Raw genomic sequence first — 24,493 nt, 5'->3', positions numbered from 1 at the left:
GCCTTATAGGTTGCGGTCAATCGCCATAAAATCACCGACAAACTTCTGTAACAGACGCCCCAGTTCGGCGCGTTCATCATGCGGCCAACTGGCAAACAAATTCTGATAAATCTGCGCGCGTGCAGTATCGATTTTATCGGTCATTGCCTTGCCTGCCGGGGTAATCACCGCTTCATTCACCCGTTTGTCTTTGGCATTTTTTTGCCGTTGCGCCAGTCCTAGCTCCTCTAGCTTCGCCACCTGACGGCTTACGGTGGTGTAATCGCGCCCTGCGCGCTCCGCCAGCTCGACCACACCAATAGGACCGAAACGGCCAATCTGTATCAGCAGTGGAAACAGCGCGCGGTCGAGTTGAATATTGGACTCTTTAATCAGCAACTCATCACGCTGAGGTCGGTTGAACGTACCCACAATCATCAGCAGCGCGTTATGCAGATCATCAAACTCAGCACCATTATGTGTATTTTGCACACTTTTCATTGACGTTATCCCGAGGCAGAACTAATGTGTGCATATTACACATATTAATTTAAGGTGAAAACATGAAAGCAGCGATCGTTTCTGCGGCGGGTATCCTGCCGATATACGGTGATTTTCCGGAGCCACAGGTTGACGCAGAACAGGTTGTCGTGTCAGTCAAAGCCTCGGCCATCAGCCAACTGGCAAAAGCACGTGCGGCGGGTAAGCACTACAGCGCAGGTTCACACTATCCCTTTATTGCCGGCATTGATGGCACGGGCACATTGAGTAACGGCGACCCGGTCTACTTCCTCGCCTTTAATGCGCCTTGGGGCAGCATGGCGGAAAGAACCTTAGTACCTGCTGCCGCCATCGTTCCACTGCCCGCCACGCTGGATCCGTTACTGGCAGCGGCCATCGCCAACCCCGGCATGTCTTCATGGGCTGCGCTGACGCGACGTGCTCAGTTACAGCCAGGGGAAACGGTGTTAATTAATGGCGCCACCGGCACTTCGGGCGGACTGGCCGTGCGCATCGCCCGCCATCTCGGCGCTGGAAAAATTATCGCCACCGGGCGCAACCGTGAAGTGCTTGACCAGTTGCGTACGCAGGGTGCCGATATCACGTTGACGCTGGATGAACTGCCTGGCTCACTTCCTGCTCTGATGAAGGAAGGCGTTGATGTGGTGCTGGATTATCTGTGGGGCCCGAGTGCACTCGACATCATGCAAGCCGCGGTGGCAGGGGGTGAAAAAGTGGTGCGCTTCGTCCAGATTGGCTCGCTGAGCGGTCAGGAAATCTCTTTACACAGCAAGCTGTTACGATCTTCTGGCCTGACCCTGATGGGTAGCGGTTTGGGTAGCGTCTCCGATGCTGAACTCATCGCCTGTATCAGTGAGATGCTCAACGCAGCGGCAGAAAGCGATTTTTCCATTGCCTTCAACATGCGCCCGCTTAGTGAAGTGGCGCAGGCATGGCAGGAAGATGATAGCCGTAGCCGTACGGTGTTTACGCTTTAAATCAATGCAACGGCAAAGGGGCATTGCAAACGATTGCTTTCACAACGCAACCGTTTAAAATCGCCCCTTTGTTGTTATTGAGAACGTCCACCATGTCCGTCAATACCGCTGAATCTCACCAGCCAGCCACGCCTAAAAGTGAACTGATTTACCGCCTCGAAGACCGTCCGCCCTTGCCTCAAACACTGTTTGCGGCCTGCCAGCATCTGTTGGCGATGTTTGTCGCGGTGATTACGCCCGCGCTGCTGATCTGCCAGGCGCTGGGTTTACCGGCGCAGGATACCCAGCACATTATCAGCATGTCGCTGTTTGCTTCCGGCGTGGCATCGATTCTGCAAATCAAAACCTGGGGACCAGTGGGTTCCGGCCTGCTGTCGATTCAGGGCACCAGCTTTAACTTTGTCACCCCGCTGATTATGGGCGGTATGGCGCTGAAGAATGGCGGTGCGGATGTGCCCACCATGATGGCGGCACTGTTTGGCACTTTGATGGTGGCATCCTGTACCGAGATGGTGCTGTCACGCGTGTTGCACCTGGCGCGCCGTATCATCACGCCACTGGTATCGGGCATCGTGGTAATGATTATCGGCTTGTCGTTGATTCAGGTTGGCCTGACCTCGATTGGCGGTGGCTTCGCGGCCATGAGCGATCACACTTTTGGCGCACCAAAAAACCTGCTGCTGGCCGGTGCCGTGCTGGTAGTTATTATTCTGCTTAACCGCCAGCGCAATCCGTATCTGCGCGTGGCATCTCTGGTGATTGCCATGGCGGTGGGTTATGCGCTGGCCTGGGCGCTGGATATGTTACCCACCCTCACCGCCCCCACCAACCAGGCGCTGGTCGCCGTACCCACACCGCTCTATTACGGTCTGGGTTTTGACTGGAATCTGCTGATTCCTCTGATGTTGGTGTTTATGGTGACCTCGCTGGAAACCATTGGCGATATCACCGCCACCTCCGATGTTTCAGAGCAACCGGTGAGTGGCCCGGTATACATGAAGCGTCTGAAAGGCGGCGTGCTGGCCAACGGCCTGAACTCTTTTGTTTCCGCGTTATTCAATACGTTTCCGAACTCCTGTTTCGGCCAAAATAATGGGGTGATTCAGTTGACCGGTGTTGCCAGCCGCTACGTGGGCTTTGTGGTAGCGTTGATGCTGATTGTGCTCGGCTTGTTCCCGGCAGTCAGCGGCTTTGTGCAGCATATTCCAGAACCGGTACTCGGCGGCGCAACCATTGTGATGTTTGGCACTATCGCGGCTTCCGGTGTGCGTATTGTTTCGCGTGAGCCGCTGAACCGCCGCGCCATCATGATCATCGCGCTGTCACTGGCCGTGGGCCTGGGTGTTTCCCAACAACCGCTGATTCTGCAATTTGCGCCAGACTGGCTGAAAACCCTGCTGTCATCGGGTATCGCTGCGGGTGGTATCACCGCAATCGTACTTAACCTCATCTTCCCACAAGAAAAGTAACCCGTTCGGCAGGCTGCGGCCTGCCTGTTATTTATCCGCTTTTACATCCAGGCTGTTGAGCTGTAACGGTAATTCAGGCATAACAACCTCTTACCGGATAAATATCGGGATGGATGGATGCGATGAAATTTTTAGGCAAGTTTTTCCTTACCTTACTGCTGCTGATTCTGCTTGGGCTGGTGGTCCTGTATGTCATGCTGCAGACCCAGTGGGGCGCAGGCTGGTTTAGCCGTTGGGTAAGCGATAAAACCGCCTGGCACCTGTCGCTGAGCAAGATTGAGCACAACTTCTCTTCGCCTTCACACATCATCCTCGATGACTTCAGCTTCGGCCATGATGGCCAACCGGCGGTGCTGGTTGCCAAGCGCGTCGACCTGGGTCTGGCACTGGTACAATTCAGCGACTGGTTGCATTTTGACAGCATTGAAGTGCGCGATGGCGAAATCAACCTTGCCAATCAAACACCGGATACCACGCTGCCGATCCAGGCTAACCGCCTGCAGCTGAATAATGTGCGCATTGATAGCCCACACAGCACGCTGCCGATGATGGCCCAACGCGTAAACGGTGGGATTGTGCCGTGGAAACCGACGCCGACTGACATGCTGGGCAGCGATGCACAGTTCCAGATGAGCGCAGGTACCATGACGTTGGATGGCGTGCCCGGCAACAATGTGCTGCTGCAAGGCAGCGTTAATCAGCGGCGTTTAGTACTCACCAACATTGGCGCAGATCTCGCGCGCGGTTCGATGACCGGCAATGCTGAGCGCGATGCCCAAGGCAACTGGCAGATTGATCAGCTACGCCTCAACGATATCCGTTTGCAGACCCATCAAAACCTGAGCGATTTCCTTAATCCGTTACGTGATGTGCCTTCTGTTAGTATTAACCGACTGGATATGACGGATGCACGACTGCAAGGCCCGGATTGGGCAGTGACCGATCTTGATTTGACCCTGAAGAACATCACGCTGCGCGGTGATGACTGGCAGAGCGATGGCGGCTCACTGTCGATGAACGCCGGTAACTTTATCAACGGCGGCTTTGAGCTGAACGACCCGATTGTGAATGCCAATTTCTCAGCGCAAGGCATTGAGTTGGCACAGTTCAGTTCACGCTGGGCAAACGGGGTGATCCGCGCTAACGGCACCTGGACGCGCAGCGATAAGCGTTTGACGCTTGATGACTTAGCGATTGCCGGGCTGGAATATACCTTGCCACAGAACTGGCGCGATCGCTGGCAGCAGGCGCTACCCTCCTGGCTGGACAGCGTGCTGTTGAAACACGCGACGGCAAACCGCAATCTGGTGATCGATATCAATCCCGCCTTCCCGTTCCAGATGACAGCGCTGGATGGCAGTGCCGATAACGTTCTACTGGCGCGCCAGCATCAGTGGGGCGTCTGGAGCGGCAAAGCGAGTTTCAATGCGGCGGAAGCCACCTTTAACCGCACCGATTTGCGCCATCCATCCATCACTTTCAATGCTGACGATCAACAGGTTCAGATCACTGAAATGAGTGCCTTTAACGGCAGCGGTTTGCTGGAAGGTACCGCGAACGTCGGGCAGGATGCACAGCGTGCATTAACGCTGAATCTGAAAGGCCAGGCGGTACCCGCCAATGTGTTGCAAAACTGGGGCTGGCCAGCCTTGCCGCTCAGCGGTAACAGCAATCTGCTGTTGCAACTGAAGGGATCGCTGAGCGCTAATGCGCCGCTGCGTCCGAGCGTGGAGGGGAATTTGTCCGTGACTACTGATTCACAATCGGTACAGCAGACGATGCGAGGCGGGCAGGTTCAGTAAACGTTGATTAGGTAGAGGAGGCGTGCCTTGGCACGCCCGCTGACGCTTCGGGCGGCCTAAAGGCCGCACCCTACAGAGTTACGGATAAATTGGTCGCAACGAAACACACAACGTATTAGTTGATGCGTGCGCCGGAACCGCCCTCTTCTAACGCACCATCCGCATCGGCGGGGAGCACGATATACACCCCTTCAAACACCGCACCTAACTCATCATCACCAAACAGTTCCACTTCCATCTGCACACGCGCTTTACGGCCACGCGCCAGACGATCGAGATCGCCGCTCAATGATCCGAGATCGGCAATCGCGCCCGGACGGCCACTGATGGGCTTGCTGTAACGAATATGCGCATCCGCCAGGATGATGGTGCCGCCAAGGTGACGCTCGCGCAGCAGCAGCCAGATAAGCCCCCATCCGGTGAGTGTGGCCAGCGAGAACAGGCTACCGGCGAACAGCGTGTGGTGAGGGTTTTGGTTGCCCGTTTCGGGCATAGTGGTGACAAACTTCTGCCCGGTATATTGCAGAATGCGCACCCCCATTTTTTCACTAAGCGGGATGTGTTCATACCAGGCCTGTTGCAACTGCCCACACCAATCGGCGCGATGCAGTATGTCATCCAGCGTGACCACCGGTTTAATCATCAGGAAGTGACGCACCGGTGTGGTTTGAGGCGCGGTGATTTCACCCTGGTTGACGAAGCCCAGCTTCGCAAAGAACTCTACAGCATCTTCACGTGCGCTACAGGTGACGCGTTTCGCCCCTTCCTGACGCGCAACGGATTCCAGCGTCATCGCCACCAGCGTGCCTAAACCCTTCCCTTGCACCGAGGGATGCACGGCTAAAAAGCGGATCGCCGCTTCGTTTTCGGCGTTGATATAGAGGCGCCCGACGGCAACCGGATTGCCCTGTTCGTCCACCACCATTTGATGGTGGGCCAGCGCATCCCAGGCATCACGTTCGGAGCCCTGCGGCTGACGCAGCGGTTTACGTAACATTTCCCAGCGGAACTGATAATAAACATCCAGCTCTTCCGCTGTTTGCGGCACACGAAGATGATACATAAAGTGATTCTCTCGTTCGGAGCTTGCGTGGCTAATCCCTGGCCGCTCGGCTGAAAACCTCACACCTGCAACCAGAAGGTGACTGGACCATCGTTAACCAGTGATACCTGCATGTTGGCAGCAAAACGACCGTTCGCCGTGGTCACACCCTGTTCCTGGCAACAGTCGCTGAAATAGTGATAGAGGCGCTCGGCTTCCGCCGGTTCAGCGCCACCTGAAAAAGAGGGGCGCATGCCTTTGTTGGTATCGGCGGCAAGGGTGAATTGGGAAACCACCAGCACGCTGCCACCGGCCTGCTGTATGTTAAGGTTCATTTTGTCGTTCTCATCACCAAAGATGCGATAACCCAGTACACGCTCAGATAAACGCTGTGCCTTTTGTTCGTCGTCGCCCTTCTCAACACCTAATAACACCAGCAAACCCGCACCAATTTCGCCCACCGTCGCGCCTTCGACGCTGACGCTCGCGCGAGTGACGCGCTGAATCAAAGCAATCATGTATCCTCTCGTTCTTTTTCGCGTTCCTGCTTTTTCAGCTGGCGATAGTCGTCCAATGTGACGGTTATTTCCGCACCTAACAACACAATACACCAGGTCCAGTAAACCCACAGAAAGAGTATTGGGATGACGGCCAGTACGCCGTAAATTAATTGATACGAAGGGAACATCGTAACATAGAGCGCAAAGCCTTTTTTACCCAACTCAAACAGCAGCCCCGCAACAATCGCCCCGATCAATGCATCACGGGCAGGCACGCGCCGGGTGGGGACAATGCTGTACAGCAGCCAAAAAGCGAGGATGGCCAGCAATAAAGGAAACACACGCAAGATCTGATCAATCAGGCTGTTCACGCCGGTCACATCAATCCAGCGCAGGGACAACAAATAAGAGCTGATGGCCAGACTCGCCCCCGCCAGTAACGGGCCGAGCGTCAGGATCATCCAGTACACCGCAAAGGAATAGACCAATGGGCGCTGTTTATCACTGCGCCAAATGGTATTGAGTGCGCTGTCTACGGAATGCATCAGTAGAAGGGCAGTGACGATCAACCCCACGGTACCCACGGCCGTCATCTTATTCACATTCGCGACAAACTGATCGAGATAACGCTGAATGACGTCACCCGCTGCCGGCATGAAATTGCTGAAAACGAAGTGTTTAAGTTGGACGCTGATGTCTCTGAACATCGGGAAGGCGGCAAACAGGGCAAACACCACGGCGATAAGCGGCACTAAAGCCAGTAATGAGACGTAGGCCAGATTCCCAGCCTGCGTCGTCATATTGTCTTCATCTACGCGTCGCCACAGCAGTTTGACCCAGAGAAAAAACGCGTGCGCCGAATGGCGCAGATGGTTACGCGTCACCACTCAGAGACGGCTCGCAAACCAGGCGGGTACGGTTTTGTCATCTTCCACCAGCACGCTCTCAATACCCAAGGCACGCGCGGCATCAATATTTGCCTGGTTATCATCGAAGAACACCGCCTGGTCGGCCGTGTAACCTTCATGTTCCAGCACAGATTGATAGATACGTGCCTCAGGCTTACGCATCCCCATGTCCTGCGACATATAGACGTGGTCGGCAGCCTGTTGCACTTCCGGATATTGCGTTGGCCAGAATTCAAAGTGCAGCTGATTGGTATTCGACAGGATCACCACGCGCTCGCCGTTGGCGCGCAGTCTGTTCATGATCGCCAGTGTTTCCGGGCGAACACCGACAAACACTGCCTGCCAGCCTGCGGTGAATTGCGGATAGCTCAGCGCAATGTCCAGTTGGTCACAGATGCGTGCCGCAAATTCAGGATCGCTGATTTCACCCCGTTCGTGTTTTTCAAACGCTTCATCCATACGGAAGCGACTTTGCAGCGTCGCCAGCGGCACACGTCCCAGGTCACTCCAGACGCCGAGCACACGGTTAAAATCGATATCAACAATCACATTGCCTAAATCAAAAATGTACAGCATGACGCCTCTCCTCTATGTTCCCTGGATCATTCACTCTAGCGGTAAAACGAGAAGCTGAACAGGTACGATGAGGAGGAAATCCGCGATTTGGAAGGCGGTGCAAAGTTCAGAAAGCGAGCGTTTCAGCGGGTTGCAGACATAAAAAAGCCCCGCCATGCGGGGCTTAAATATCAGACTGTTTCGCTTAGTCTTTACCGCCGCGAGACGCACGCTTACGGTCGTTCTCGGTCAGGTGACGTTTACGAATACGGACTGACTGCGGAGTCACTTCTACCAGTTCGTCATCATCGATGAACTCGATAGCCTGCTCCAGCGTCATTTTCTGCGGTGGAACCAGAGTGGTCGCTTCATCAGTACCTGATGCACGCATGTTGGTCAGCTTCTTACCGGTCAGGCAGTTAACTGTCAGGTCGTTTGAACGGCTGTGAATACCGATGATCTGGCCTTCATACACTTCCGCACCGTGACCCAGGAACAGCTTACCGCGATCCTGCAGGCTGAACAGGGCGAACGCTACCGCTTTACCCTGGCCGTTTGAGATCAGCACGCCGTTCTGACGCTGGCCCACTTCGCCCGGACGCACATCGTCGTAGTGGCTGAAGGTGGAGTACAGCAGACCGGTACCTGAAGTCATGGTCATGAATTCGTTACGGAAGCCAATCAGACCACGGCTTGGGATCATGTAGTCAAGACGTACACGGCCCTTACCATCTGGATCCATGTTTTTCAGGTCGCCTTTACGCTCACCCATCGCTTGCATCACAGAACCCTGGTGGGTTTCTTCGATGTCGAGGGTCACGTTTTCGAATGGCTCCTGCTTGCGGCCTTCATGCTCACGGAAGATAACTTTCGGACGGGATACCGCCAGCTCGAAACCTTCACGACGCATGTTCTCGATCAGAACAGACAAGTGCAGCTCACCACGACCAGAAACGCGGAACGCATCTGAATCTTCGGTTTCTTCAACGCGCAGTGCCACGTTGTGCACCAGCTCTTTGTTCAGACGCTCCAGAATCTGGCGCGAAGTCACGTACTTACCTTCTTTACCGCAGAAAGGTGAGGTGTTGACGTTAAAGAACATGGTTACGGTTGGTTCATCGACGCTCAGTGCTGGCAACGCTTCAACCTTCTGCGTATCACAGATGGTGTCCGAGATGTTCAGCTCGCCCAGACCGGTTACCGCGATGATATCGCCAGCTTCAGCTTCGGCGCTTTCGATACGTTCCAGGCCCAGGTGGCCCAGTACTTTACCGACTTTACCGTTACGGGTTTTGCCTTCGCTATCAATGATAGTGACTTGCTGGTTCGGCTTGATTTTACCGCGCTTGATGCGGCCAATGCCGATAACACCCAGGTAGTTGTTGTAGTCCAGCTGCGAGATCTGCATCTGCAGTGGTGCTTCAACTTCAACCTGTGGCGGAGAAACACGATCCACAATCGCCTGGTACAGCGGGGTCATGTCGTCAGCCATGTCGTTGTGGTCCAGACCTGCGATACCATTCAGCGCTGAAGCATAAATGATAGGGAAGTCCAGCTGCTCGTCGGTCGCATCGAGGTTAACGAACAGGTCGAAGACCTGATCAACAACCCAATCTGGACGCGCGCCAGGACGGTCAACTTTATTGATGACTACGATCGGCTTCAAACCATGAGCAAAGGCTTTTTTGGTTACGAAGCGGGTTTGCGGCATAGGGCCATCCATCGCATCTACAACCAGCAGCACCGAATCCACCATGGACATAACGCGCTCCACTTCACCACCGAAGTCGGCGTGTCCTGGGGTATCAACGATGTTGATACGGTAGTCGTTCCATTTGATGGCGGTGTTTTTTGCGAGGATGGTAATCCCACGCTCTTTCTCCAAATCGTTGGAGTCCATTACGCGCTCAGTCGCTTCGGTACGGGCATCAAAAGTACCGGACTGTTGTAAGAGTTTGTCAACCAGGGTGGTCTTACCATGGTCAACGTGCGCGATAATGGCGATGTTACGCAAATTTTCGATCACAGCTTTGCCTCAGGCATTATAGAAATAACGCGGTATTGTACACGGATTAAGCGAAAGACTGAACATGATCACAGTATTCACTTAAAGTTTCTCATAGTGCTGTTTTTTAGCACCAATAACGGTGCATTAATCTGCACTGTGATGGTGTTTTGCACCTTTTTGGGGCGCAATTTCATCCATGGAGCACCAAATTAGTGCGCATCATCCATACTGGTGCAGTGGTCGACTCACCAAAGAGCGCGCCACAGCGCCATTTTCACCATTGTAATAAAGTTGGCACAGAATTCGCTTTATATCTTTTAAGCGAAAACGACAGTTATAAAACGGTTGAAAGAGCTTGCCGAGATCTTGGTTAGGTAATGGTCAGTAGTCGTGACACATTCCAGGCAACGAAGTTCTCTCACCATGACGATAATGACCATTTCCAGGAGAGTTGAGTATGTCCGCTGAACACGTTCTCTCGATGATGAACGAACACGAAGTTAAGTTTGTTGACCTGCGTTTTACCGATACCAAAGGTAAAGAACAGCACGTTACTATCCCTGCGCACCAGGTTAACGCTGACTTCTTCGAAGAAGGCAAAATGTTCGATGGCTCTTCCATCGGCGGCTGGAAAGGCATTAACGAATCAGACATGGTGCTGATGCCGGATGCGACCACTGCGGTGATGGATCCGTTCTTCGAAGACTCTACCCTGATCATTCGTTGCGACATCCTCGAGCCAGGCACACTGCAGGGCTACGACCGTGACCCACGCTCCATTGCTAAGCGTGCAGAAGAGTTCCTGCGTTCTTCAGGCATCGCGGATACCGTGCTGTTTGGACCAGAGCCAGAGTTCTTCCTGTTCGATGACATTCGTTTCGGTTCATCTACTTCAGGTTCACACGTTGCTATCGACGATATCGAAGCAGCATGGAACACCGGTAAAGAATACGAAGGCGGTAACAAAGGTCACCGTCCAGGTCTGAAAGGCGGTTACTTCCCAGTTCCACCAGTCGACTCAGCTCAGGACATCCGTTCTGCTATGTGTCTGACCATGGAGCAGATGGGTCTGGTGGTTGAAGCTCATCACCACGAAGTGGCAACTGCGGGTCAGAACGAAGTGGCAACCCGCTTCAACACGATGACCAAAAAAGCTGACGAAATTCAGATCTACAAATACGTGGTGCACAACGTTGCTCACGCGTACGGCAAAACTGCAACCTTCATGCCTAAGCCAATGTTCGGCGATAACGGTTCTGGTATGCACTGCCACATGTCCCTGTCAAAAGGCGGCGTGAACCTGTTCTCTGGCGACAAGTACGGCGGCCTGTCTGAAACTGCTCTGTTCTACATCGGCGGTATCATCAAGCACGCTAAAGCGATCAACGCCCTGGCGAACCCAACCACTAACTCATACAAGCGTCTGGTCCCAGGCTACGAAGCACCTGTTATGCTGGCTTACTCTGCCCGTAACCGTTCTGCTTCTATCCGTATCCCAGTGGTTGCGAGCCCGAAAGCACGTCGTATTGAAGCGCGCTTCCCAGATCCAGCGGCTAACCCATACCTGGCGTTCACTGCACTGCTGATGGCGGGTCTTGATGGTGTTATCAACAAGATCCACCCTGGCGATGCCATGGACAAAAACCTGTATGACCTGCCTCCGGAAGAAGAAGCTGAGATTCCAAAAGTTGCAGGCTCTCTGGAAGAAGCACTGAACGCACTGAACGAAGACCGCGAGTTCCTGACCCGTGGCGGCGTGTTCACTGACGACGCTATCGATGCTTACATCGAACTGCGTAAAGCGGACAACGACCGTGTGCGCATGACTCCGCACCCAGTTGAGTTCGAACTGTACTACAGCGTTTAATTTAAAAAATTCGGCTTCGGGCGCCGCTTTTTTGGCGGCGCATAAAGTCTGAAAACTTTTTATATTGCCGTGGAAACTTTGGCCCATCTCCGGATGGGCTTTTTTCTCCGCAAAATACCGTTTCAACGACAGATTTCCGCCCAAAAAGGCTATAATGCACTAAATTAGTGCAGAGGAACGCTGTATGGCAACTGGCACGCTGCCCGATGCGGGGCAGATTCTCAACTCTCTGATCAACAGTATTTTGCTGGTCGATAACGATCTGGTTATCCATTATGCCAACCCGGCAGCGCAGCAATTACTGGCGCAAAGCTCACGCAAATTGTTCGGCACGCCATTACCGGAATTAACCGGCTATTTTTCGCTGAATATTGAGGTGATGAGCGAGAGTCTTGGAGCAGGCCAGGGCTTTACCGACAGCGAAGTCACTTTGGTGGTTGATGGCCGAGCGCACATTATGTCGCTGACGGCGCAACGACTGCCAGATGGCCTTATTTTGCTGGAAATGGCGCCGATGGATAATCAACGTCGCCTGAGCCAGGAACAGTTGCAACATGCACAGCAGGTCGCTGCCCGCGATTTAGTTCGCGGACTGGCACATGAAATTAAAAACCCGCTGGGTGGGTTACGCGGCGCGGCGCAATTGTTAACCCGTGCCCTGCCCGATCCGTCGCTGCATGAATATACCCGGATCATCATTGAACAGGCGGACCGCCTGCGCAATCTGGTCGATCGCTTACTCGGGCCACAACAGCCGGGTATGCATGTAACACAAAGCATTCATCAGGTGGCCGAGCGCGTGGTCAATCTGGTCTCGATGGAGTTACCGGACAATGTCTCGCTGGTGCGTGATTACGACCCCAGCCTGCCAGAACTGCCGCATGACCCTGACCAGATTGAGCAGGTGCTGCTTAATGTGGTGCGTAATGCCCTGCAAGCGCTGGGTGAGGAAGGCGGCACTATCGTCATCCGCACGCGCACTGCTTTCCAACTGACGCTGCACGGCACACGTTATCGCTTAGTGGCACGCATTGATATTGAAGATGATGGCCCAGGCATACCTGCCCAGCTACAAGATACGCTGTTCTATCCGATGGTCAGCGGACGCGAAGGGGGTACCGGTTTAGGTCTCTCCATCGCCCGCAGTCTGATCGATCAGCACTCAGGAAAAATAGAATTTAACAGTTGGCCAGGACACACCGAATTCTCGGTCTACCTGCCTATTCGCCAGTGAGGTTTCTATGCAACGAGGGATAGTCTGGATCGTCGATGACGATAGCTCCATCCGCTGGGTGCTTGAACGTGCGCTCACTGGAGCCGGTTTGAGCTGTGCAACATTTGACAGCGCCAATGAGGTGCTGGATGCACTCTCAAGTAAAACCCCAGATGTATTGTTATCAGATATTCGCATGCCGGGCATGGATGGGCTGGCGTTGCTGAAACAAATTAAACAGCGTCATCCTATGCTGCCGGTGATCATCATGACCGCGCATTCGGATTTGGATGCCGCAGTGAGCGCCTATCAGCAGGGTGCGTTTGATTACCTGCCAAAACCGTTTGATATCGATGAGGCGGTGGCACTGGTTGAACGTGCGATTAGCCATTATCAGGAGCAGCAGCAGCCGCGCAATCAGCCGGTGAGCGGCCCCACTACCGATATCATTGGCGAAGCGCCAGCGATGCAGGATGTGTTCCGTATTATTGGCCGCTTGTCGCGCTCGTCGATCAGTGTGTTGATTAACGGCGAATCGGGTACCGGTAAAGAGTTGGTGGCACATGCGCTGCATCGCCATAGCCCGCGGGCTAAATCACCGTTTATCGCGCTGAATATGGCGGCCATTCCTAAAGACCTGATCGAATCCGAGCTGTTCGGACACGAGAAAGGCGCCTTTACCGGGGCAAACCAGATTCGTCAGGGCCGCTTTGAGCAAGCTGATGGCGGTACGCTATTCCTCGATGAAATCGGTGATATGCCGCTCGATGTGCAGACCCGCTTGTTACGCGTTTTGGCTGATGGCCAGTTCTATCGCGTGGGCGGCTATGCGCCGGTGAAAGTGGACGTGCGTATCATCGCGGCAACCCACCAAAACCTTGAACTGCGCGTGCAGGAAGGCAAGTTCCGTGAAGACTTGTTCCACCGTCTCAACGTGATCCGTGTCCATCTGCCGCCACTGCGCGAGCGTCGCGAAGACATCCCTCGTCTGGCGCGCTACTTCCTGCAGGTGGCTGCGCGTGAGTTGGGTGTTGAAGCGAAAATTCTGCACCAGGAGACGGAAACCGCACTGACGCGTCTGCATTGGTCCGGTAACGTGCGCCAGCTGGAGAACACCTGCCGCTGGTTAACCGTGATGGCAGCAGGCCAGGAAGTGTTGATTCAGGATCTGCCGCCGGAACTGTTTGAGTCGAGCACGCCAGATAGCCCGGTGCAGTCGCTGCCGGATAGCTGGGCAACACTGCTGGCACAATGGGCGGACCGCGCGCTGCGTTCCGGTCATCAAAACCTGCTTTCTGAAGCTCAGCCGGAAATGGAGCGTACGCTGCTCACCACCGCACTGCGCCACACTCAGGGGCACAAGCAGGAAGCCGCACGTTTACTCGGTTGGGGTCGAAATACGCTGACGCGTAAATTGAAAGAACTGGGTATGGAGTAAGATTGCAGCTTAGTGCAACCGCAGGCGGCCTTCAGGCCGCCTTTTGTTTTTATATCACACGTGAAAACTGCTGCATGCGGGCTTTCTGGCGCAGGTAACGATCAAAGCACATGCAGATGTTTCGGATCAGCAAACGCCCGATCCCCGTTACCTGCAGGCTGCGCCCATGCTGTTCAAGTAAGCCATCGGCCATTAACGGCGCAAGCAGCGCTAAATCCTCTGCGAAATAGTCGTCAAAATCGATCGGCCACTGCGCCTCAATGGCAGAAAAATCCAGAGAGAAATTACAGATCAGCGCTTTGATCACGTCGCGGCGCAGGCAATCATCATCGCTTAACGTCAAGCCGCGCCACAAGGCATTGCCACGCTGCTCAACGTCGCGGTAATACGCCTTTAAATCTTTCTGGTTCTGCGCATAGCCGTCACCCAGCATACTGATCGCCGACACCCCGAAACCGAGCAGATCGCTCTCTCCCTGGGTGGTGTAGCCCTGGAAATTGCGATGAAGCACACCGGCACGCTGTGCCACCGCCAGCTCATCATCTGGCTTGGCAAAGTGATCCATCCCAATGAATTGGTAACCCGCGCGGGTTAAGGTGGCGATAGTTTGCTGCAGAATCAGCAACTTCAGGGCGGCACTGGGCAGTTCATCATCTTTGATCTTACGTTGTGCCGCGAACAGGGTGGGCATATGCGCATAGTTAAACACGCTAAGGCGGTCGGGATTGAGTGCGATTACCCGCTGCAAGGTAAAAGCAAAGCTCTCTGGCGTTTGCAACGGCAGGCCGTAGATCAAATCGAGACTCACGGAACGGAACCCCTGCGCCCGAGCACGCTCGACCAGGGCAAAGATGGTCTCTTCATCCTGAACGCGGTTAACACGCTCCTGCACGGCTTTGTTGAAGTCCTGCACGCCCATGCTCAGACGGTTAAACCCCTCGGCACGCAGATGATCGATCATCTCCAGTTCAATTTCACGTGGATCGACCTCGATCGACATCTCAACATCATCAGCAATGTCAAAATGGCTGCGTAATAGTGCCACCAGCCGGCTCACCTGTGCCGGGTTAAGAAAGGTTGGCGTGCCGCCGCCCCAGTGTAGTTGGGTTACGCGACGACCAGCAAACAGCGGAGCTCGCTGACGGATTTCCTGTTCCAGCACATCAAGATAGCGGTCTGCCTTGTGCAACTGGCGCGTGACGATCTTATTGCAACCGCAGAAATAGCACAGACGATGGCAGAACGGGATGTGCACATACAGTGACAGAGAGCGCTCAGGATAGCGTTCAACGGCTTGCTGAAATGCCGCCTCGCCGAAGTTTTCATTAAACTCCAACGCGGTGGGATAAGAGGTATAGCGCGGGCCGGCGTAATTGTATTTTTCAATCAGGCGCTGATCCCATTCAATCTGCTGCGATGACATGCTCACTCCTTACGGTGACGTCGTCTGAGAGAGGGACGCGTAGCAGAAGAGTGGATGAAGCGGTGAGCCGAACGCCGGCGTATACGCGACTTCAGACGCGACAGGCGGCGTAGTTTAAACAATAACCACAGCAGATAACATGTCAGTAGCAGCGCTAAAATTGATCCAGGCCAAAGCATAAGCGAATACCTGTTTAGCGCGGCATGCGGTAAAACGCATGCCGATCAAAAAGTGCCTTAGTTGCCCTTCAACAGGCGCATCATATCTTCTTCTGCCTGCTCATCTTCCGCTTCGTCATCCAAGGCAATGCCCAGGGTTTCCATCAGTTCGTCGATGCGGTCTAAGGTTTGGTCCAGCCAGGCCTGATCTTCGCCGCTCAGCGTCTCGCCATTTTCCAGACGATCCAGCAGCGTATCCAGACGCTCATCATTTTCCAGCTTGGCCAGCTCTTCCTGCGGCGTTAAACGCACTTTCTCCGCTTTCGGCTTGGATTGCGCGGCGGGTTTCTTCTCTGGCTGAGTTTTACCATCGGCCACCAGCGAAATCGGCTTTTTGCTGCCTACGCGTGGGTCCTGGCTTTTTTTACCCTGGCCTTTATTTGCGGCTTGCACTTCCGGATTGGCACGGCTGCCAGATTTGTGGCCACTGTGTTTTTTATCGCGTTTACGGTCGCGCGCTTCCTGGTTGAGTTCTTCACGCGATTTGCGCTTGGCTTTTGCAGCAGGTTTGCCACGCGGGGCTGATGCAGGTTGCTTCATGGTGTCCGGTCTCAGTGATGCTAAGTGAATTCAGTATAGAATTGCGGCGAAATCTAGCAGAAAGCGGGCAAAGAAAAAAGGCGATAGCCTATGCTATCGCCTTATTTCGCACCTTCTCATGAAGGAATTACGGTATCAATCCTTTACGGCTCACCACGTCCCGGTTGCTCCTTCGCCCCATCGCTCCTGCGAGTATTCCTTTTCCTTGTCTGACTCTTGCCTGAATCACTTCCTGCCATGCTCTTGGTCTTCCCCGACACTCCTGAGCGCATCATCCTGATGGGTGCTGCCGTGCACTGACACTCAATGTAGACCAATCAGTAAAATGAACAAGTGAGACTTGTCTCTTATTTAGAGCGGTCTTTTTCATGATTCCATTAACACCATGATTATTAACAACAAGTCTTAATGTGAACATTCCATTAAGCGGTAATGACTGGCAGTAACAATCGTTGATCTCTTACAAAATAGCGCGTTAAGACGCCATCGGGCACTTTTGCGCCATAACAGGTATAATCAGCCCAATTGCCGAATCACTCTGCTGGAGTTTTACTTTGTCTGCTTTGAACTATCACATGACCCATTTTATGCTCAGCGCCCCGGATATTCGCCATTTGCCGGCGGATGCGGGCATTGAAGTCGCCTTTGCCGGGCGCTCTAATGCGGGCAAATCCAGCGCACTGAACACCCTGACCAATCAGAAAGGTCTGGCACGTACCAGTAAAACGCCTGGCCGTACCCAGCTCATCAACCTGTTTGAAGTGGTTGATGGTAAGCGCTTAGTGGACTTGCCAGGTTACGGTTACGCGGAAGTACCGGAAGAAATGAAGCGCAAGTGGCAGCGCGCACTGTCTGAATATTTGCAGAAACGTCAGGCACTGAAAGGCTTGGTGGTGCTGATGGATATCCGCCATCCATTGAAAGACCTCGATCAGAACATGATTGAGTGGGCCGTGCAGAGTGGTATTCCGGTGCTGGTACTGTTAACTAAAGCGGATAAGCTGGCCTCAGGCGCGCGTAAAGCACAGCTCAAGATGGTGCGTGAAGCTGCATTGGGCTTTATGGGTGATGTGCAGGTCGAGATGTTCTCATCGTTGAAAAAGCTGGGTGTGGATATCGTTCGTCAAAAGCTGGACAGCTGGTTCGCTGAACTGGAACCGGCTCAGGAAGGCGATAGCGAAGCACCATCCGCTTAATCTCTCCAGCGGGTTTTTCAGCCCGCTTTTCAGAAAAAGCCCAATAAAAAACGCCCCAGTCATAAATGACTGGGGCGGCTAAATATTCAGCCAAATCCGATTACGTGAAGTAAAAGGTCTGAAAGATAGAACATCTTACCTCTGTACCCTACGCGATGAACTTTACCTGATTTTTCCTGACCGACAAAGGGTTTTTTGTTGTTAAGTTTCAGGATCCGACATCTTTTTTACCAGGTTCGTCACACTTTGGCTTAAGGCATGTAGTTTAATTACTAAAAAAATGCTTAGGGGATAAGCAGTTACCCAACGTGCATTTTACAAGCGACTTTGCGCGCTTGCTGAACCGATTAATCAAACTTTTTTCTTATGATGATGTCAGCGGCACCGCGATGCCGCCAACATTCACCTGTTAGTGTGCCTGATCCCAGTTATCACCCGTTCCGACTTCAACCTGCAGCGGTACATCCAACTTCATGCTGCTCTCCATCAGTTGACGGATCGTCGCACTGGCACTCTCTACCGCATCATTGCGGATCTCGAACACCAATTCATCGTGTACCTGCATGATCATCTGCACTGCATCATCATTCTGCTGTTGTAACCATCCATCCACTGCAATCATCGCGCGTTTGATGATATCTGCTGCCGTGCCTTGCATCGGGGCATTAATCGCCGCACGCTCAGCCGCTTTACGACGAATGGCGTTGCTGGAATTGATGTCCGGCAGCCACAGACGGCGGCCCTCAAGCGTTTCAACGTAGCCCTTCTCCGCAGCTTGCGCACGCGTCTCTTCCATATAGCGCAGCACGCCCGGATAACGTTCGAAATAGAGATCCATATACTTCTTCGCTTCGCCGGCACCGATATTCAGCTGACGCGATAAACCAAATGCGCTCATGCCATAGATCAAACCAAAGTTAATCGCTTTGGCACTGCGACGCTGCTCCCCTGACACCTTACTCAGCGCCACACCAAACACTTCTGACGCCGTGGCACGGTGAATGTCTTCTCCCTGCGCAAAGGCATCCAGCAAGCCTTTATCCTGTGACAGGTGCGCCATAATACGCAGTTCAATTTGCGAGTAGTCAGCCGCCACAATGCGCTTATCCGCACCCGCTATAAACGCCTGGCGAATACGACGACCTTCATCATTACGCACCGGGATATTTTGCAGGTTCGGATCGGTGGAAGAGAGACGCCCGGTTGCGGTAACTGCCTGATGATAAGAGGTATGGACGCGACCGGTTTTCGGATTGATCATCAGTGGCAATTTGTCGGTATAGGTCGATTTCAGCTTCGACAGACCACGGTGCTCCAAAATCACTTTTGGCAGCGGATAGTCGAGAGCCAGCTCCGCCAGCACTTCTTCACTGGTTGATGGGGCACCGCCCGGCGTTTTCTTGGTGGGTTTAATGCCCTGCTTTTCAAACAGAATGGTTTGCAGCTGTTTGGTCGAGGAGAGATTAAACGGCTCACCGGCTAATTCGTGTGCCTTCAGCTCAAGCTCAGCCAGACGGATGGTCAGCTCCTGCGAGTGTTTCGCCAGAATGTTTTGATCGATCAACACGCCGTTACGCTCAACACGAGAAATCACCGTAACCAGCGGCATTTCGATGTCGGTAAACACCTGCTTCGGCCCCGCTTCCTGCTCCAGCTTTGGCCACATTTGCATGTGCAACTGTAGCGTGACATCGGCGTCTTCTGCGGCGTAGTGAGCGGCCTGCTCAATCGCTATCTGGTTGAAGGTCAGCTGATTTTTGCCCTTACCGGCAATCTCTTCAAAGGTCACGGTTTTGTGGTTCAGCCAGCGCGCCGCCAGGCTATCCATGTCATGTTTACCGCCAACGCTGTTCAGGCAGTAAGACTCCAGCATGGTGTCGAATTTAATACCTTTCAGCTCAATGTCGTAATTCTTGAGCACGCCGCGGTCGTACTTGAGGTTTTGCCCCACCTTCGCGGCTTTGGCATCCTCCAGTAACGGTTTCAGCTGTTTCAGGACATCGTTGCGGTCCAGCTGGTCTGGTGCATCAAGATAGTCATGGCCCACAGGAAGATAAGCCGCTTCACCCGGCGCGATCGCGAAGGAGAGACCAATAATGTTGGCGCTCCAGTTATCCAGCGAATCGGTTTCCAAATCGAAGGCAAACAGCTCCGCATTTTTCAGCTTTTGCAGCCACTCGTCGAAGGTCGCCTGATCAAGAATGGTGACGTAGCCATCCGATGACAGCACGCTGGCTGTTTCCGCGGCTGCGGCCACAGGTTCACTTGCCAGCGATTTCTGAGCCTGGGTATTGCTCTTCTTACCCTGAAGCCAGGTGCCATCTTGTAAATCGGTGATCCAGCGTTTGAACTCGTAACGGCCAAACAAAGTTTGCAGCGCTTCGACGTCAGGCTCGTTGACGGTGAGTTGCTCACAGCCCAACTCCAGCTCAACGTCGGTTTTAATCGTCGCCAGCTGATAAGAGAGGAAAGCCACTTCACGGTTTTGCTCCAGCTTCGCCGCCATGGTTTTCGCGCCACGGAACGAAAGATCGGCCACTTTATCGAGATTGTCGTAAATCGACTGCATGCCGCCTAACCCTTGCAGCAGTGCTTGTGCCGTCTTCTCTCCCACGCCCGGCACACCGGGAATATTGTCCGAGCTATCGCCCATCATGGCGAGGAAATCGATAATCAGTGACGGCGGAACGCCATATTTCTGCTCAACCTCTTCCGGGCCCAGCACCGTATTGGTCATGGTGTTAATCAGCGTGATGCCCGGCGTGACCAGCTGCGCCATGTCTTTATCACCGGTACTGATCAACACTGCACGGCCTTGCTTCTCGGCTTCCAGCGCCAGTGTGCCGATAACATCATCGGCCTCAACGCCCGTCACGGCCAATAAAGGCAGACCCATTGCTTTAACCATCTCATGCAGCGGTTCAATCTGCGCACGCAGATCGTCAGGCATGGGCGGACGGTGAGATTTGTAGTGCTCGAATAACTCATCACGGAAGGTTTTGCCTTTCGCATCGAAGACAACAGCCACGTGGCTCGGCTGATACTGCATCAACAGGCTTTTCAGCATATTGAGCACACCATACATGGCGCCTGTTGGCTCGCCAGCACTGTTGGTTAACGGCGGAAAGGCATGATATGCCCGATAGAGATATGAGGAGCCGTCTACCAGAATCAGAGGGTTTTCTGCAATTTGCGCCATAGGTTCGTATTTTCTTCGTTGCGATAATGAGGGCTATAAGGATGCCACAACCAGAGAAGAATGTTGAATCTGTGCGGGGAAGTCAGGATCTTTTTCGCGGTTACGCGGAGCAGATCGCAAGGATCGGGTTGTGGATAACTTTGTGCGTAAAAATCATAACGTATTGTTATTTACGTTAATTGCAATCATTTTACTGATAAAAAAACTTTATATTCAAATAGTTATCAACTTACCGTGATGCACAACACCTTTTTAAAAAGGTGATCGTCCATGTGGATATTAAGCGGAGGGTTAACAGGAGTATGAGTATTGCACAGTGATAATGGCGATAAAACGCCGACATTGCCGGCGTTTTATCAAGCTTGATTACTTCTTCTCAACCAGGAACTTCACTACGTTGGCATAATCAGCAACGAAATTGTCCATAGAGCTGGTATCAAGGCCGCCATTGTTGACCATGTATTTGCCGTTAACGAAGATCGCAGGCACACCTTGCAAGTTCAGGTCAGAGGCTGCTTTCTGCTGCTGCGCCACTAACGCTTTTACCGCAAAGCTGTTCCATGCAGCATCATAATCTTCAGAAGAGATGCCCGCCGCCTGGATGAAGGTCGCTTTCAGGCTTGCTGCATCAGTGATGGTTTGGGTTTTCTGGATGCCATCAAAAATCGGTGCAGTGACTTTGCTTTCCACACCTAAGGCCATCGCCACAGCCCAAGCCTGCGTGACGACTGGGCCGAAATCGCCGCCCAGGAAATCGACGTGATATTTCGTCACTTTGGTGTCAGCTGGCAGGTTCTTTTTCACTGCATCACTCACGTGATAAACACGTTCGAACTGGTAGCAGTGTGGGCAGAAGAAGGAGAAGAACTCCAGCACCTGCGGTTCACCCGCAACCGGCTTTGGCAGCGTAACGAACTGTTTGCCGTCGTTAAACTGTGCGGCTGAAGCGCCAAATGCCAGCATTAATCCTACCAGCGCAAACATAATCTTTTTCATCGTGAAAAAATCTCCTGAGTACTTCATTAAAATTGCGGGCTAAGCTGCAACGGGGGTTGATGTAACAGCCTCTCCTGCTCGATAAATAGTGCAATCTGTCGGCGCCAGAAATCCTCATCGGTCATCCAGGGAAAAGCGCGCGGAAAAGCGGGATCCTGCCAACGGCGTACCACCCAGGCCAAATAATAAACCATGCGCATAGCGCGTAAAGGCTCAATCAGTGACAATTCATGTAAATCGAAGTCACTGAATTCATTATATGCTTCCAGCAGAATGTCCCATTGGATCAGTTGCTCCTGACGATCGCCATTCACCAACATCCATAAATCCTGCACGGCCGGGCCATTACGCGCGTCATCCAGATCGACAAACATCGGGCCATCGCGCCATAGAATATTACCCGGATGGCAGTCACCGTGCAGCCGAAGTGGTTGCCATTGGCTGTGCCAACACTGCTGCAGCGTGCTGCTGAGTTTATCTACAGCGTTCAACAGTGCGTCTTTCAGCGCACCAGGCACCAGTGTGCTTTGCTCCAGTTCCCGACGAGGCTGGAACACATACTCTTCCAGACCCATTGTTGGGCGCTGCTGAAACAGACTCTGACGACCGGTTTGATGGATGCGGCCCAGAAAACGCCCCACCCACTCCATCTGTTCTTCGTTATCTGTTTCATATTGTCGTCCTCCCAGACTGGGGAAAACGGCAAACATGAATCCGGCATGCTGGTTCAGCGTGCTGCCTTGCAGCGTCAATGGCGCAGCCACCGGAACTTCATCTGCCAACAGATCCCGTGTGAACTGATGCTCTTCATGAATCTGCTGCGCACTCCAGCGTTGTGGACGATAAAACTTGGCCACATAGCGACGCTTTTCATCATCGCTGAACTGATAAACACGGTTTTCGTAGCTATTGAGGGCGGTTAGGCCTGATTCGACACGCAGACCCGCATCCCAAAGTGCATCGAGGATGACATCAGGGTCCAACGTCTGGAAAGTAAAGGCAGCTTCGCTCATCATTTTGTCTGTAGGTTACCGTTGCAAGTCATGCGCAAGGATAACACTACTCATCATCCTTAATCACACCGCGCGCACGTAATAGCGCAGTTTTGAAGTCCACTTCGTGATCCTTTTTCAGTCCGGGAATTTCAGCATGGCTGTCAGCATCACGCATCTTGAGATGGTAAATCAATACATCATCGGTTAATTCACTTAATGGGCCACTGAAACCGGATTCCTGCGCCAATTTTTGTAAAAATGCCAGCAGGTTAAGATCCGACTCCTTTTGCCATGCCGGTTGCAGGAGTTCGAGGAGTTCATTAAGGCGGTGATATTTCATCGTTGATTCCTTTATGCAGGTGGTACGCTGCCGTGATGCAAGTATCGTCCAGAATAGCTAAGGAGACGAAAATGACAGCATTTACTGGCGTGATCCTCGCTGGTGGGCAAGGCAGCCGTATGGGAGGTCAGGATAAAGGGCTGCTGGAGCTGCAGGGCAAACCGCTTTATCAGCACGTTCTGCAGCGATTCATGCCGCAGGTCAATATTGTGTTGATAAGCGCGAACCGTAACATTGATCGTTATCAGCATAGCGGCTGTCAGGTGATTACTGATTCTATGTCTGATTTCCCAGGGCCTCTGGCTGGCATGCTGAGTGGTTTGCAGAACAGCAAAACCGAATGGGTCGCCTTTTGCGCCTGTGATACGCCCTGGTTGCCAGAGGATTTCGTCGCACGTTTATGGCAGCAGCGCGGCAATGCCCCCGCTGTCTGGGTACGTTCGACGCAGCGTGATCATCCCGCATTAGCGCTGGTTCATCGATCATTAGCCGATGATCTGGAAGCCTGGCTGTTACGCGGTGAGCGACGTTTAATGCAGTTCCTACGGGAGCACGGCGGCCATGCGGTGACATTTACCGATCCTGAGTCGGCGTTTCGCAACATCAATACCCCAGACGATTTGATGAATGAGGAGAACCTGTCATGAGCGTGCCGTTGCTGGCGGTTGTGGCGTGGAGCGGGACAGGGAAAACCACCTTGTTGCAGCAGGTTATCCCATTACTCAAGGAGCGAGGCATTCGTACAGGGTTAATCAAACACACTCACCATCAAATGGATATTGATACACCGGGAAAGGACAGCTATTTGCTGCGAAAAGCGGGTGCCGATCAGGTGATCGTTGCCAGTCACCAACGCTGGGCTTTGATGTGCGAAACCCCGGATCAGCCGTTAGATTTGACGGCGTTAGCGGCCAAAATGGACAGTTCAATCTTGGATTTGGTGCTGGTTGAAGGCTTTAAGGGCGAACCTGTGCCCAAAATTGCCCTCTGGCGGCACGGTGTTAAAGGTGAAGTGACCGATTTATTGGATGAATATGTGATTGCTGTGGCAAGCGATGAGAAATTGGCAATCAACCTGCCTCTCCTTGATATTAATCAGACAGTTAAGGTGGCTAATTTTATTGAAGAGTGGCTGAAAAGGGGCAAATAAACAGAGATTTTTTGGAAGAGGTGGCTGAATCTTAGACGTAAAAAAGCCCTGAACTTTCGTTCAGGGCTTCTTCACTTGTTTGATGCCTGGCAGTTCCCTACTCTCGCATGGGGAGACCCCACACTACCATCGGCGCTACGGCGTTTCACTTCTGAG

Annotated in this window: 22 protein-coding genes; 9 read left to right on the top strand and 13 right to left on the bottom strand. The window is 53.1% G+C overall.

Annotated features, from left to right (window positions below):
- Positions 1-3: 3 nt before the first annotated feature.
- On the bottom strand, positions 4-480 hold the full coding sequence (locus QMZ30_RS21010; RefSeq protein ID WP_283228836.1) for a MarR family winged helix-turn-helix transcriptional regulator: 477 nt from the start codon (positions 478-480) through the stop codon (positions 4-6).
- A gap of 62 nt (positions 481-542) precedes the next feature.
- On the opposite strand from QMZ30_RS21010, the gene QMZ30_RS21005 reads away from it, so the two are divergent.
- The 3 genes from QMZ30_RS21005 to QMZ30_RS20995 all read left to right on the top strand — a co-directional run bounded on the left by QMZ30_RS21005 (position 543) and on the right by QMZ30_RS20995 (position 4,749).
- Positions 543-1,478 (top strand): quinone oxidoreductase family protein, encoded by a 936-nt coding sequence (locus QMZ30_RS21005; RefSeq protein ID WP_283228835.1) that lies wholly within the window; start codon positions 543-545, stop codon positions 1,476-1,478.
- Positions 1,479-1,570: 92 nt separating this feature from the next.
- On the top strand, positions 1,571-2,947 hold the full coding sequence (locus QMZ30_RS21000; protein ID WP_283228834.1) for a nucleobase:cation symporter-2 family protein: 1,377 nt from the start codon (positions 1,571-1,573) through the stop codon (positions 2,945-2,947).
- A 122-nt stretch (positions 2,948-3,069) separates the two neighbouring features.
- Positions 3,070-4,749, top strand: coding sequence for an AsmA family protein (locus tag QMZ30_RS20995; RefSeq protein ID WP_283228833.1), 1,680 nt, complete (start codon positions 3,070-3,072; stop codon positions 4,747-4,749).
- Positions 4,750-4,864: 115 nt separating this feature from the next.
- Here the strand turns inward: QMZ30_RS20995 and fabY are convergent, their stop codons facing one another.
- From fabY to typA, 5 genes are all read right to left on the bottom strand, one after another.
- Positions 4,865-5,812, bottom strand: a complete 948-nt coding sequence (fabY, locus tag QMZ30_RS20990) for a fatty acid biosynthesis protein FabY (protein ID WP_039328080.1) — start codon at positions 5,810-5,812, stop codon at positions 4,865-4,867.
- 59 nt (positions 5,813-5,871) lie between these two features.
- Positions 5,872-6,309, bottom strand: coding sequence for a D-aminoacyl-tRNA deacylase (dtd, locus tag QMZ30_RS20985; RefSeq protein WP_283228832.1), 438 nt, complete (start codon positions 6,307-6,309; stop codon positions 5,872-5,874).
- Positions 6,306-7,175: a virulence factor BrkB family protein gene (locus QMZ30_RS20980; protein WP_418903624.1), complete on the bottom strand. Its 870-nt coding sequence runs from the start codon at positions 7,173-7,175 to the stop codon at positions 6,306-6,308. Before QMZ30_RS20980 ends, dtd begins: the two co-directional genes overlap by 4 nt.
- A gap of 3 nt (positions 7,176-7,178) precedes the next feature.
- The gene (gene yihX / locus QMZ30_RS20975) at positions 7,179-7,775 is read right to left on the bottom strand and encodes a glucose-1-phosphatase (RefSeq protein ID WP_283228831.1); all 597 of its coding nucleotides are present in this window, start codon (positions 7,773-7,775) and stop codon (positions 7,179-7,181) included.
- A gap of 184 nt (positions 7,776-7,959) precedes the next feature.
- The gene (gene typA / locus QMZ30_RS20970; protein WP_283228830.1) at positions 7,960-9,780 is read right to left on the bottom strand and encodes a ribosome-dependent GTPase TypA; all 1,821 of its coding nucleotides are present in this window, start codon (positions 9,778-9,780) and stop codon (positions 7,960-7,962) included.
- 439 nt (positions 9,781-10,219) lie between these two features.
- Here typA and glnA point away from each other — a divergent pair, with 439 nt between their 5' ends.
- The 3 genes from glnA (at position 10,220) to glnG (ending at position 14,280) form a co-directional block, all read left to right on the top strand.
- Complete coding sequence (gene glnA, locus QMZ30_RS20965; RefSeq protein ID WP_097095542.1) at positions 10,220-11,629, top strand: glutamate--ammonia ligase; 1,410 nt, start codon at positions 10,220-10,222, stop codon at positions 11,627-11,629.
- Positions 11,630-11,813: 184 nt separating this feature from the next.
- Positions 11,814-12,863 carry a nitrogen regulation protein NR(II) gene (gene glnL, locus QMZ30_RS20960; RefSeq protein WP_039328063.1) on the top strand — a complete coding sequence of 350 codons (1,050 nt, stop codon included), beginning with the start codon at positions 11,814-11,816 and terminating at the stop codon, positions 12,861-12,863.
- Between the two features lie 7 nt (positions 12,864-12,870).
- Complete coding sequence (gene glnG, locus QMZ30_RS20955; RefSeq protein ID WP_039328060.1) at positions 12,871-14,280, top strand: nitrogen regulation protein NR(I); 1,410 nt, start codon at positions 12,871-12,873, stop codon at positions 14,278-14,280.
- A gap of 49 nt (positions 14,281-14,329) precedes the next feature.
- Here glnG and hemN read toward each other — a convergent pair whose 3' ends face one another.
- On the bottom strand, positions 14,330-15,703 hold the full coding sequence (gene hemN, locus QMZ30_RS20950; RefSeq protein WP_283228829.1) for an oxygen-independent coproporphyrinogen III oxidase: 1,374 nt from the start codon (positions 15,701-15,703) through the stop codon (positions 14,330-14,332).
- 236 nt (positions 15,704-15,939) lie between these two features.
- Positions 15,940-16,461 carry a Der GTPase-activating protein YihI gene (gene yihI, locus QMZ30_RS20945; protein ID WP_283228828.1) on the bottom strand — a complete coding sequence of 174 codons (522 nt, stop codon included), beginning with the start codon at positions 16,459-16,461 and terminating at the stop codon, positions 15,940-15,942.
- A gap of 554 nt (positions 16,462-17,015) precedes the next feature.
- On the opposite strand from yihI, the gene yihA reads away from it, so the two are divergent.
- Entirely contained in the window at positions 17,016-17,657 is a 642-nt protein-coding gene (gene yihA, locus QMZ30_RS20940) for a ribosome biogenesis GTP-binding protein YihA/YsxC (protein WP_039328050.1), read from the top strand.
- 86 nt (positions 17,658-17,743) lie between these two features.
- On the opposite strand, the gene spfP is transcribed toward yihA, so the two are convergent.
- The 5 genes from spfP to QMZ30_RS20920 all read right to left on the bottom strand — a co-directional run bounded on the left by spfP (position 17,744) and on the right by QMZ30_RS20920 (position 23,187).
- A complete protein-coding gene (spfP, locus tag QMZ30_RS25930) occupies positions 17,744-17,791 on the bottom strand; it encodes a small protein SpfP (protein WP_071892919.1) in 48 nt (15 codons plus the stop codon).
- 275 nt (positions 17,792-18,066) lie between these two features.
- Positions 18,067-20,856, bottom strand: coding sequence for a DNA polymerase I (gene polA, locus QMZ30_RS20935; protein ID WP_283228827.1), 2,790 nt, complete (start codon positions 20,854-20,856; stop codon positions 18,067-18,069).
- Between the two features lie 366 nt (positions 20,857-21,222).
- On the bottom strand, positions 21,223-21,852 hold the full coding sequence (dsbA, locus tag QMZ30_RS20930) for a thiol:disulfide interchange protein DsbA (protein ID WP_038644001.1): 630 nt from the start codon (positions 21,850-21,852) through the stop codon (positions 21,223-21,225).
- A gap of 26 nt (positions 21,853-21,878) precedes the next feature.
- Entirely contained in the window at positions 21,879-22,865 is a 987-nt protein-coding gene (locus QMZ30_RS20925) for a serine/threonine protein kinase (protein WP_039328041.1), read from the bottom strand.
- 46 nt (positions 22,866-22,911) lie between these two features.
- Positions 22,912-23,187 carry a YihD family protein gene (locus QMZ30_RS20920; protein ID WP_039328039.1) on the bottom strand — a complete coding sequence of 92 codons (276 nt, stop codon included), beginning with the start codon at positions 23,185-23,187 and terminating at the stop codon, positions 22,912-22,914.
- 71 nt (positions 23,188-23,258) lie between these two features.
- Between QMZ30_RS20920 and mobA the strand changes: the two genes are divergently transcribed.
- Positions 23,259-23,834 (top strand): molybdenum cofactor guanylyltransferase MobA, encoded by a 576-nt coding sequence (mobA, locus tag QMZ30_RS20915; protein ID WP_283228826.1) that lies wholly within the window; start codon positions 23,259-23,261, stop codon positions 23,832-23,834.
- A complete protein-coding gene (gene mobB, locus QMZ30_RS20910; RefSeq protein WP_283228825.1) occupies positions 23,831-24,337 on the top strand; it encodes a molybdopterin-guanine dinucleotide biosynthesis protein MobB in 507 nt (168 codons plus the stop codon). Before mobA ends, mobB begins: the two co-directional genes overlap by 4 nt.
- Positions 24,338-24,493 lie beyond the last annotated feature (156 nt).

The sequence above is a fragment of the Pantoea sp. EA-12 genome (assembly GCF_030053355.1).
Taxonomy (GTDB): domain Bacteria; phylum Pseudomonadota; class Gammaproteobacteria; order Enterobacterales; family Enterobacteriaceae; genus Pantoea; species Pantoea vagans_C.
This window is presented reverse-complemented; position numbering and strand designations above follow the sequence as displayed.

Bases quoted from the DNA above. Each gene is read 5' to 3' on its own strand.
- QMZ30_RS21010 (WP_283228836.1), bottom strand. From the start codon at position 480: ATGAAAAGTGTGCAAAATACACATAATGGTGCTGAGTTTGATGATCTG.
- QMZ30_RS21005 (WP_283228835.1), top strand. From the start codon at position 543: ATGAAAGCAGCGATCGTTTCTGCGGCGGGTATCCTGCCGATATACGGT.
- QMZ30_RS21000 (WP_283228834.1), top strand. From the start codon at position 1,571: ATGTCCGTCAATACCGCTGAATCTCACCAGCCAGCCACGCCTAAAAGT.
- QMZ30_RS20995 (WP_283228833.1), top strand. From the start codon at position 3,070: ATGAAATTTTTAGGCAAGTTTTTCCTTACCTTACTGCTGCTGATTCTG.
- fabY (WP_039328080.1), bottom strand. From the start codon at position 5,812: ATGTATCATCTTCGTGTGCCGCAAACAGCGGAAGAGCTGGATGTTTAT.
- dtd (WP_283228832.1), bottom strand. From the start codon at position 6,309: ATGATTGCTTTGATTCAGCGCGTCACTCGCGCGAGCGTCAGCGTCGAA.
- yihX (WP_283228831.1), bottom strand. From the start codon at position 7,775: ATGCTGTACATTTTTGATTTAGGCAATGTGATTGTTGATATCGATTTT.
- glnA (WP_097095542.1), top strand. From the start codon at position 10,220: ATGTCCGCTGAACACGTTCTCTCGATGATGAACGAACACGAAGTTAAG.
- glnL (WP_039328063.1), top strand. From the start codon at position 11,814: ATGGCAACTGGCACGCTGCCCGATGCGGGGCAGATTCTCAACTCTCTG.
- glnG (WP_039328060.1), top strand. From the start codon at position 12,871: ATGCAACGAGGGATAGTCTGGATCGTCGATGACGATAGCTCCATCCGC.
- hemN (WP_283228829.1), bottom strand. From the start codon at position 15,703: ATGTCATCGCAGCAGATTGAATGGGATCAGCGCCTGATTGAAAAATAC.
- yihI (WP_283228828.1), bottom strand. From the start codon at position 16,461: ATGAAGCAACCTGCATCAGCCCCGCGTGGCAAACCTGCTGCAAAAGCC.
- polA (WP_283228827.1), bottom strand. From the start codon at position 20,856: ATGGCGCAAATTGCAGAAAACCCTCTGATTCTGGTAGACGGCTCCTCA.
- dsbA (WP_038644001.1), bottom strand. From the start codon at position 21,852: ATGAAAAAGATTATGTTTGCGCTGGTAGGATTAATGCTGGCATTTGGC.
- QMZ30_RS20925 (WP_039328041.1), bottom strand. From the start codon at position 22,865: ATGAGCGAAGCTGCCTTTACTTTCCAGACGTTGGACCCTGATGTCATC.
- QMZ30_RS20920 (WP_039328039.1), bottom strand. From the start codon at position 23,187: ATGAAATATCACCGCCTTAATGAACTCCTCGAACTCCTGCAACCGGCA.
- mobA (WP_283228826.1), top strand. From the start codon at position 23,259: ATGACAGCATTTACTGGCGTGATCCTCGCTGGTGGGCAAGGCAGCCGT.
- mobB (WP_283228825.1), top strand. From the start codon at position 23,831: ATGAGCGTGCCGTTGCTGGCGGTTGTGGCGTGGAGCGGGACAGGGAAA.